The sequence below is a fragment of the Undibacterium sp. GrIS 1.8 genome, from assembly GCF_040544445.1.
Taxonomy (GTDB): Bacteria; Pseudomonadota; Gammaproteobacteria; order Burkholderiales; family Burkholderiaceae_D; genus Undibacterium.
The window spans coordinates 1-9,249 of the sequence record NZ_JBEONQ010000088.1; the positions used below are offsets into that span (position 1 = coordinate 1).

Here is a 9,249-nt window from a genome sequence, read left to right on the forward strand (position 1 = left end):
TCGGCTATCGAACGCCGTTTGAGGTTTTTTATAATTTGGATATACTCCCACTAAAACTTACCTCCCGTTGCTCTTCGTAGCTGAATCCGCCTGCCCAATTTTCCAATCTTTCTATGGACACTCCATATATACAGGATGGGAGTATATATTTTGACTCTATCATCTAACAACGATCAATCATTATCAAGTACCTGCTAGTAGGACTTAAAGCGTGGTGCTCGTCTCCCAAGTATTTCCAGCATACGTATTGATAGATGTATTGACTTCGGTTAGGCCGCGTTTCAGACATACGCTGAATTTCTATTCAGATGCAGCGCGAGTATTGGTCACGAGTATTAGTCACGAGTAAAATGACGCTCAATGCTGAATGCTCAACATTCAATACAAGCAATAAGACCACAACAGAAAATGGCTGCATCCAATGCGAATATTATTAGTTGAAGACGACCGCAAAGCAGCGCGCCTGTTGGCCCGAGGCTTTCAGGAAGAAGGCTTTATTATCGACATCGCTCATACGGCGGAAGAGGGCGAGGAAGAAGCCTTCATCACCGACTATGATCTGATTATTTTAGACTGGATGCTGCCAGGTAAAGACGGCATAGATCTATGCCGCGATCTGCGGGCGCGCGGCAGCCAGACACCTATCATGATGCTGACAGCGCGTGACGCTTTAACTGACAGGATTACTGGCCTCAACACCGGTGCTGATGATTACCTGACCAAGCCCTTTGCATTTGAAGAATTACTGGCGCGTGTCCGAGCCCTGTTACGACGTTCTGAGATCAGTCGTCCCTTGATTTTGGCTGCGTATGATTTGACACTGGATCCAGTCAGCCACCGCGTCATGCGGGCAAATGTTTTATTAGACTTAACGCCCAAGGAATATGCCATCTTAGAAATCTTGTTGCGTCATCCGGGCGAGGTAATCAGTCGCGCGCGTTTGGCGGAACAAGTGTGGAAAGCTGACACCATTTCGCTGGATAATCTGATCGACGCGCATATCAGTAATTTGCGTAAAAAGGTAGACAGTAATAGCGACACGCCTTTGATACAAACCATACGTGGTCGCGGTTTTTGTATCAAGGCTGGCGCGCCAATCTAGCTTAGCGAACTTCGCCCCATCGTCATTAATTTTTTAACGCTGATCCATACAAGATGCCACCAAAAACTACCACCAGTCTGCTCAACTTCAGAACCCGATTGGTGCTGGTACATTTGGCTGTCATCATCACCGTATTAACGGTCGCCGCCTTTGCTGCACATCTGAGTTTGTCCCGCGCAGTCCACGGTCAGTTAGACGCAGCATTGCTAGCGCTGGCAGAAACTGAGATTTCTATGCTGGCTGAAAAAGGCCCGGTCAAAGTACACGACACGACGGCCGGACCTGCGCCGCCGTCCTTAATGCGCTTAGATCGCTTAGTACAAATCATTGATGCTAACGGACAGGTATTGGCACGCAGCGTCAACCTTGGTGCGGCAAAATTGCCGGTGCCCCCCGAGTTGTTATCGCGTTTGGCCGAAGGCAATACCGTGTTTGAAACCTTACCTAAATTTGGTGAGGAACTAGTGCGCATGGTCTCTATGCCGATCCGGGTCGATAACCGTTTAATGGCGATACAGGTCGCTGGCTCGCTCGATGACACCAGTCATGTAGTCGACTCCGCCAGCATCTTATTTATCATCATGGCGCTGACCCTGATCGTCGCCGTTGGCGTTGCAGGTGTGTTGCTGACCCGCCGTGTATTTAACGCGATTGATAATATTGTGCGAGAGGCGCACCACATCGGCGAAGCAAATTTCGCCGAACGACTGCCACATCCTGGTACCTCTGACGAGATCGGGCGCTTGGTCGATACCTTGAATGAAATGCTGGATCGTTTACAACAAAGTTTTGAGGTACAGCGACGATTTACTGCCGATGCTTCACATGAATTACGTTCACCTTTATCCCGCTTAAGAATGGAACTGGAAGTCACCTTGCGACGACCGCGCGAACCTGCTGATTATATTCAGGCGCTGCATTCTTGTATGGAAGAAGTAGAGCGTTTGAGTTTGCTGGTAGAAGAATTATTAACCCTGGCGCGGATCGACGCCGGTCAGGAGCGTAATACCTCGGAAGTCGTCTGCCTCAATCAACTGGTGGATGAGGCGGCAAGCCGTATGGAGGCCATAGCCTCGGAGCGCGCAATACGGATTAGGATTACGCCTTCGCCAGAGGTCATGGCACGAGTAGCGCGTGGTTCTGCCAGCTTGGTGATTGCCAATTTACTAGACAACGCGGTCAAGTTTTCTCGCCACGGCGGGAATGTGGTGGTGACGCTTGCAGACGAGGGAGGAATGGTCAGTATCAGTGTATCCGACACAGGGCCAGGGATTAACCGCGAAGAATTACCGCACTTGTTTGAGCGGTTTTATCGCGGTACCAGCACCCGCGCGGAAGAAACACCAGGGGTTGGCCTTGGTCTCGCATTATCGCAATCTATTGCCCACGTATATGGCGGACGTATTGAGGTTGCCAGTTCTTCTCAGCCCTCACAATCAGGTACGCAATTTACGTTTAAGCTGCCCAAGCCTGCTGACTTGCTGTGAAATCGATAGCGAACAAAAAAGCCACGATGATTCGTGGCTTTTTGCTTTCTTTGCGTAAGTCCAGTATTACATGCTTGGATAGTTTGGCCCGCCGCCACCTTCAGGCGTAACCCAGACGATATTTTGCGTCGGATCTTTGATATCGCAAGTTTTGCAATGTACGCAGTTTTGCGCATTGATTTGCAAGCGATCTGCACCCTGATCAGTTTTGACAAACTCATATACGCCAGCCGGGCAGTAGCGCGCTTCTGGTCCTGCATACTTGGCTAAGTTGATGCCAACCGGCACGCTCGCATCTTTCAACGTCAGATGAATTGGCTGATCTTCTGCGTGATTGGTGTTAGAGATAAACACCGACGATAAGCGATCAAAGGTGAGCTTGCCATCTGGCTTTGGATACACAATCGGCTCGAACTCGGACGCAGGGCGTAGACATTCATGATCGGCTTTGGAATGATGCAAAGTCCAAGGTGCTTTGCCGCGTAAGACCATTTGATCCAGCCAGACCAGCGGTGAACCGTAAGTTCCTTTTTTCAGCAAAGGTTTGACGTTACGTGCTGTGTGCAGTTCTTCATGCAACCAGGATTGTTCAAAGGCCGTAGAGTAGGCGGTCAATTCGTCATGCTGACGTTGTGCTCCCAGCGCGTCAAACGCGGCAATCGCTGCCAGCATGCCGGTTTTGATCGCAGCGTGACTACCTTTAATGCGACTCATATTCAAAAAGCCAGCATCGCAACCAATCAATGCGCCACCTGGGAACACCAGTTTAGGCAGAGATTGTAAACCGCCCGCGGTGATTGCTCGTGCACCATAAGAGATGCGCTTACCGCCTTCAAAGAAACCACAAATTGCCGGATGCGTTTTAAAACGTTGAAATTCCTCGTAAGGCGACAGGTAAGGATTTTCATAGGCCAAACCAACGACATAGCCGACGGCAACTTGGTTATTTTCAAGGTGATACAGGAAGGAGCCACTGTATTGATCCATCAGCGGCCAACCTGTGGTGTGGACGACCAGACCAGGTTTATGTTGCTTAGGATCGATTTCCCATAATTCTTTAATACCGATGCCGTAGGATTGCGGATCTTTACCTTTATTTAAGTCATATTTAGCCATGACCTGTTTACCCAAATGACCGCGCGCACCTTCTGCAAACAAGGTGTATTTGGCATGTAGTTCCATTCCTAACTGGAATGCTGGAGACGCTTCGCCGTGGCGATCAACACCCATATTGCCGGTAGCTACCCCTTTGACAGAACCATCATCGTTGTATAGTACTTCTGCAGCGGCAAAACCCGGGAATACCTCCACACCCAGGGTCTCAGCTTGCTGCGCCAGCCAGCGGGTGACATTGGCTAAAGAGACGATGTAATTACCATGATTCTCGAAACAGGCGGGCAACATCCAGTTCGGCGTTTTAAATGCTTTTTTCTCCGTCAATACCAAGACGCGATCTTCAGCCACTTCGGTATTCAGCGGCGCGCCCATTTCTTTCCAGTTGGGGAAGAGTTCCGTTAAAGCTTTTGGGTCCATCACTGCGCCAGACAAAATATGCGCGCCGGGCTCGCCACCTTTTTCCAGAACGCAGACAGAGACTTCGTTGCCTTTTTCTGCTGCGAGTTGTTTGAGCTTGATCGCAGCGGACAATCCGGCAGGGCCGCCGCCGACAATAACGACGTCATATTCCATCGCATCGCGCGGACCGAACTGCTCTATTAGACTTTGTGTCATGGCTATAATCGCTTTCAGAAAATTTACGAACGAACGTGCTTATTTGTTGTCGGTATGGTATAGCTTAGGGATGTAATGCGCAAGCTGAGCAATTCTTCTAATTAATCGTTGTCAATGCGGTTGTAAATACGCTTACCAGTGCGCTTACCAACGGATTGGTAAATAAATTCAGTCTTGCTCCGGCAATTCTCCGACAACCATGAATTGCTTATTTTTGTTGTGCATGGATTATCGCAGAGGGTGAAATAAGATGCAGCACTTTCATGATTTTGATCGATAAAATGGAAGTTTTAAAACACAAGCATATTGTCTATGTCATCATAGCGGCACATTCAAAATGATATGGTTCCAGGATTTACGCAAAACTGTTCCGGCGAGCTGGCGCCTGTTAAGGTTCCAGTAGGTAAAAGGTGAGTAATTTTGCATAAGTCTTGGCATATCGAACAATGTACAAAACACGTAGCACTTTCAGCAAATTTTTAGTCGGAGAATCTGATGGGTATTGAAGTTAATTTCGAAGGAAAAATCGCTCTGGTGACAGGCGCCTCCAGTGGTCTTGGTGCTCGCTTTGCAAAAATTCTTGCACAAGCCGGGGCACAAGTCGTGCTGGCTTCGCGCCGGATTGATCGCTTGAAAGAGCTGCGGGCAGAAATCGAGGCTGAAGGTGGTGCTGCACATGTTGTGACATTGGACGTCACCGACTATGCCAGTATTAAATCAGCGATTGCCCATGCGGAAACCGAAGCCGGTCCTATCGATATCCTGATCAATAATTCTGGTGTCTCAACCACACAGCGTTTGATCGACGTCACGCCAGAAGATTATGCCTACGTAATGGACACCAATCAGCGCGGCGCTTTTTTTGTTGCGCAAGAGACGGCCAAGCGCATGATTGCCCGCTACAAGGGCGATCCTAAAAAACAGCACAGGATTATCAATATTGCTTCTGTCGCAGGTTTGCGTGTATTGCCACAAATCGGTATTTATTGCGTCAGTAAAGCCGCAGTGGTACACATGACAAAATCCATGGCGGTCGAGTGGGGCAAGTTCGGTATTAATGTGAATGCGATTTGCCCAGGCTATATTGAGACAGAAATTAACCAGGATCATTTTAAAAGTGAACAGGGTCAAAAGCTGATTGATATGCTGCCAAGAAAACGGGTCGGTATGCCAGAAGATTTGGACGGTTTGTTGCTGTTGCTGGCCGCAGAAGAATCACGCTTTTTGAATGGAGCGATAGTAACGGCAGACGATGGAATGAGCGCGCAATGATAGGCGAGAAAGTACTTGATAAAAAGTTGGTGTACACCGTGACAATTCCAATTCGCTGGGGCGATATGGATGCATTGGGACATGTCAATAATACTGTGTACTTTCGCTATATGGAGCAGGCCAGGCTGGAGTGGCTGACGATGCTGGGTTGTTTGCCCGATGAAAACGGCAACGGTCCGGTCATCATCAATGCCCACTGCACATTTAAAAAACCCTTGAAATATCCTGATCAGGTTGAAGTCTGTACCTACATCGGCGGTGCAGGCCGTAGCAGTTTTGAAACCATCCAAGAAATGCGCAGTGTCAGCGATGGTTACACGCTGTATGCAGAAGGTGGAGCCAAGGTCGTGTGGGTCGATGCGCAAACGCAAAAGTCCACCGTACTTCCAGAATCGATTAAGGAAAAACTGACTGAGCTGAAAACCGCAGTGAAGTCGGCAAATAAGCCAGCACGACGTGTGAAGGCGGTATAAATGAACGTTGAATACACCTGAATCTAATAGTCAGCTGACTACTTCAACACACATGAAGCTGAGTTGTAATCTGTCTCCAGGGATAAGCAACTCAGCTGACGATTCGTAATAATTTATGTACTAGTTCGCTGGATGTTGCCGCCGTAAATTTACGCATCAGCTTTGCTCTGTGCATCTCCACCGTTCTTGGACTAAGCCCAATTTGCCGCGCAATCAGCTTGCTGGTTTTGCCTTCTACCAGCAGGGCGGCGATTTCTCTCTCGCGCGGCGTTAATTCTGCTGTGACTGAGCGTTTAGAACTCAGATCTTCAAATGTCCAGATTCCCTCCGCGTGAGCATCTTCTTTATGTAACCCCCGGCCTGAGACATGGCACCAGAATAATTCTTGATTGGCTCGTTTCATGATGCGCTCGTCTGAGTAAGAGCCTTTGGCATTCATGATCGGCGTGATACGCGCACCGGTACGTTCAAACTCATCTGGCGACGGGTATAAAATTAAAAATGATTGTCCCAGTAATTGTTCTTTTTGGTAGCCAAACATCTGCGCCAGATCATCATTGCAAGCGCGGATAATGCGATTTTGTGAGACGCATAGTCCGACCGGCGCGTACTGAAAAATCGTTTCAAAATTAATGAGCTGCGCTTCGGTCATGGAGTTTGAGCTGCTTATTTGGGGTAATTTGCGATAACTTAAGCTGACTAATTATTCGGTATTTGTCAGGTATTTTTACGGTATTGCGCTGTATAGAGTAGCATCATATGCTTGGCGATAAAACAAAACTTCAGTATAAAGCGCGGGTAGCAAAAAACTCACGCCAGTATCGTGTCGGACGCTGTATTTCAATAAGAGTTTCAACAAGAGTTTTAATATAAGAAAGGGACAACATGAACAAAGTTTATCCTGACGCTGCCAGTGCCTTGGCAGATATCGTCAAAGACGGACAAACCGTGGCGGTAGGCGGTTTTGGTCTGTGCGGTATCCCCGAGGCGCTGATCGCTGCCTTGCGCGATTCCGGCGTACAGAATTTGACGGCAATCTCCAACAACGCCGGTGTGGATGGCTTTGGTTTAGGGCAGTTATTGACTACGCGCCAGATCAAAAAAATGATCGCCTCTTATGTCGGTGAGAACAAAGAATTTGAACGTCAATATCTGGCCGGTGAGTTGGAATTAGAATTTACACCACAAGGTACTCTGGCCGAAAAACTACGTGCCGGCGGCGCAGGTATTCCAGCATTTTTCACCAAGACGGGCGTCGGCACCATCGTCGCTGACGGCAAAGAAATCCGTGAGTTTGATGGCGCACAATATGTCATGGAGCGTTCTTTAGTTGCCGACGTATCACTGGTCAAGGCCTACAAGGCAGATAAATCAGGCAATCTGGTCTATCGCAAAACGGCACGCAACTTCAATCCCAATGTGGCAATGGCAGGCAAAATCACCGTGGTTGAAGTGGAAGTCCTGGTCGAAATCGGTGAGATTGATCCTGATGATGTTCATACGCCAGGTATTTTTGTCCAACGCATCGTCGTCAACGCGACCCCGGAAAAACGCATAGAACAGCGCACTGTTCGCCCAGCAGAATAAGGAGAACAAAATGGCATGGACTCGTGATGAGATGGCTGCTCGTGCAGCAAAAGAATTACAAGATGGTTATTACGTCAATCTGGGCATAGGCTTGCCGACACTGGTTGCCAATCATGTGCCACAAGGCATGGAAGTATGGCTGCAGTCAGAGAATGGTTTGCTAGGTATCGGCCCTTTCCCGACGGAGGATGAAGTTGATCCTGACATGATTAATGCAGGTAAACAAACCGTAACGACCTTGCCAGGTTCGTCGATTTTTAGTTCTGCCGACTCGTTTGCGATGATACGTGGCGGCAAAATCAATCTGGCGATTTTGGGCGCAATGCAAGTCAGTGAAACCGGCGATCTGGCCAACTGGATGATCCCAGGCAAAATGGTTAAGGGCATGGGCGGTGCGATGGATCTGGTGGCAGGTGTTGGTCATGTAGTGGTGTTGATGGAGCATGTCGCCAAAGGCGATGCGCATAAAATCCTGAAAAAATGTAATTTGCCATTGACCGGTGTAGGCGTCGTCAATCGTATCATCACCGACCTGGGTGTGATTGATGTCACACCCAGCGGTTTGAAATTAATCGAATTAGCCAGCGGCGTGACTAAGGAGGAAGTGATTGCAAAAACCGAAGCGTCATTGGATGTCAGTGCGCTTGCTTAATCAGAACTAGTTTGTATGATTTGGTGATTTTTCGGTTCGGTAAAGTCGCTAGTCTACGTTGCCATACAAACTCAGTACATGAAAAAAATGCCAGCACTTCTGCTGGCATTTTTATTGCATCATTGATTGTTAGAAATTATATACTGGTGCTATGTATATTAATATTCAACGATGTTGTCCATATTTTAATTGGACAATAGAAGGCCTGTTTAAGATACTCCCTTTGTTATTTGTTATTTGTTATTTGTTATTTGTTATTTGTTATTTGTTTTTTGGCAGGTCTAATGGCTTAATATCGCCGCAGTCTGCGGATAACCATTTGCTCTTGGTTTCGCTATGCATATTGATGGGTTTATCGTTAGCGATTCCCTTAAAATCAAAAACTGACTGGACGCTATCGTCGCCAAGATAAGTGCCTGTAACTTTGCCGCTACCTTTCATCTCTGGTTTATCACAGACCAAATCCATAGACCAGGTATTGCCATTTTTCTGGATATTTTTTGACTGACAACCGGATTGATCTTTGAAGTTGACTGGCGGTTGATCGCGGTCTGCCATTTCCTTTGTGATACACATCTGAGTCGTCATCCCACCGTTTTGCATATTGGGGATTTTGATTCCCATCTGTTTCAGTTTTTCTAGTTGTTCTGGTGGAATGGTCGGCATATTTTTCATCGCGTCGGATTGTATGGTCACTTCCCACAGCCCAGCTTTGGATTTTCCGGCGGCTTCCGCATTGCTGACTAAGGATAAGGCGCAGAGCGATAAACTGATTAATTGGATGGTGCTACGCATAACATTTCCTTTGAATATGGATGACAATAAGTCAATGTAGTTGCTAGTCATGCAAAATGAGGTTCTTGCAAAACGAAACACCGGAGAGTAATTTTATTGCGAGAAGCGCAAAATAGATGAGAAAGGAGCGGCCATTTCTGGCAAGATGAA

9 protein-coding genes are annotated in these 9,249 nt (G+C 47.7%); 6 read left to right on the plus strand and 3 right to left on the minus strand.

The genetic code is table 11. From position 1 onward, the window contains the following. The first annotated feature begins 421 nt into the window (after positions 1–421). Together AAKU64_RS21665 and AAKU64_RS21670 are read left to right on the plus strand one after the other, a co-directional pair. Positions 422–1,102 (plus strand): response regulator transcription factor, encoded by a 681-nt coding sequence (locus tag AAKU64_RS21665; protein ID WP_354331587.1) that lies wholly within the window; start codon positions 422–424, stop codon positions 1,100–1,102. A gap of 77 nt (positions 1,103–1,179) precedes the next feature. Further along, the gene (locus AAKU64_RS21670) at positions 1,180–2,589 is read left to right on the plus strand and encodes a sensor histidine kinase (protein WP_503012727.1); all 1,410 of its coding nucleotides are present in this window, start codon (positions 1,180–1,182) and stop codon (positions 2,587–2,589) included. 66 nt (positions 2,590–2,655) lie between these two features. On the opposite strand, the gene AAKU64_RS21675 is transcribed toward AAKU64_RS21670, so the two are convergent. Further along, positions 2,656–4,278 carry an electron transfer flavoprotein-ubiquinone oxidoreductase gene (locus AAKU64_RS21675; protein ID WP_503012597.1) on the minus strand — a complete coding sequence of 541 codons (1,623 nt, stop codon included), beginning with the start codon at positions 4,276–4,278 and terminating at the stop codon, positions 2,656–2,658. Between the two features lie 537 nt (positions 4,279–4,815). On the opposite strand from AAKU64_RS21675, the gene AAKU64_RS21680 reads away from it, so the two are divergent. Both AAKU64_RS21680 and AAKU64_RS21685 read left to right on the plus strand, forming a co-directional pair. Next, positions 4,816–5,592 (plus strand): SDR family oxidoreductase, encoded by a 777-nt coding sequence (locus tag AAKU64_RS21680; protein ID WP_322119425.1) that lies wholly within the window; start codon positions 4,816–4,818, stop codon positions 5,590–5,592. Continuing rightward, entirely contained in the window at positions 5,589–6,065 is a 477-nt protein-coding gene (locus AAKU64_RS21685; protein WP_322119424.1) for an acyl-CoA thioesterase, read from the plus strand. Before AAKU64_RS21680 ends, AAKU64_RS21685 begins: the two co-directional genes overlap by 4 nt. Before the next feature lie 91 nt (positions 6,066–6,156). Here AAKU64_RS21685 and AAKU64_RS21690 read toward each other — a convergent pair whose 3' ends face one another. Continuing rightward, a complete protein-coding gene (locus AAKU64_RS21690; RefSeq protein ID WP_354331594.1) occupies positions 6,157–6,717 on the minus strand; it encodes a LuxR C-terminal-related transcriptional regulator in 561 nt (186 codons plus the stop codon). 233 nt (positions 6,718–6,950) lie between these two features. On the opposite strand from AAKU64_RS21690, the gene AAKU64_RS21695 reads away from it, so the two are divergent. Continuing rightward, positions 6,951–7,652: a CoA transferase subunit A gene (locus tag AAKU64_RS21695; RefSeq protein WP_322119422.1), complete on the plus strand. Its 702-nt coding sequence runs from the start codon at positions 6,951–6,953 to the stop codon at positions 7,650–7,652. Positions 7,653–7,662: 10 nt separating this feature from the next. Beyond that, entirely contained in the window at positions 7,663–8,304 is a 642-nt protein-coding gene (locus AAKU64_RS21700) for a CoA transferase subunit B (RefSeq protein ID WP_322119421.1), read from the plus strand. 261 nt (positions 8,305–8,565) lie between these two features. Here the strand turns inward: AAKU64_RS21700 and AAKU64_RS21705 are convergent, their stop codons facing one another. Continuing rightward, positions 8,566–9,099, minus strand: coding sequence for a DUF3617 domain-containing protein (locus tag AAKU64_RS21705; protein WP_354331741.1), 534 nt, complete (start codon positions 9,097–9,099; stop codon positions 8,566–8,568). Positions 9,100–9,249: the final 150 nt, after the last annotated feature.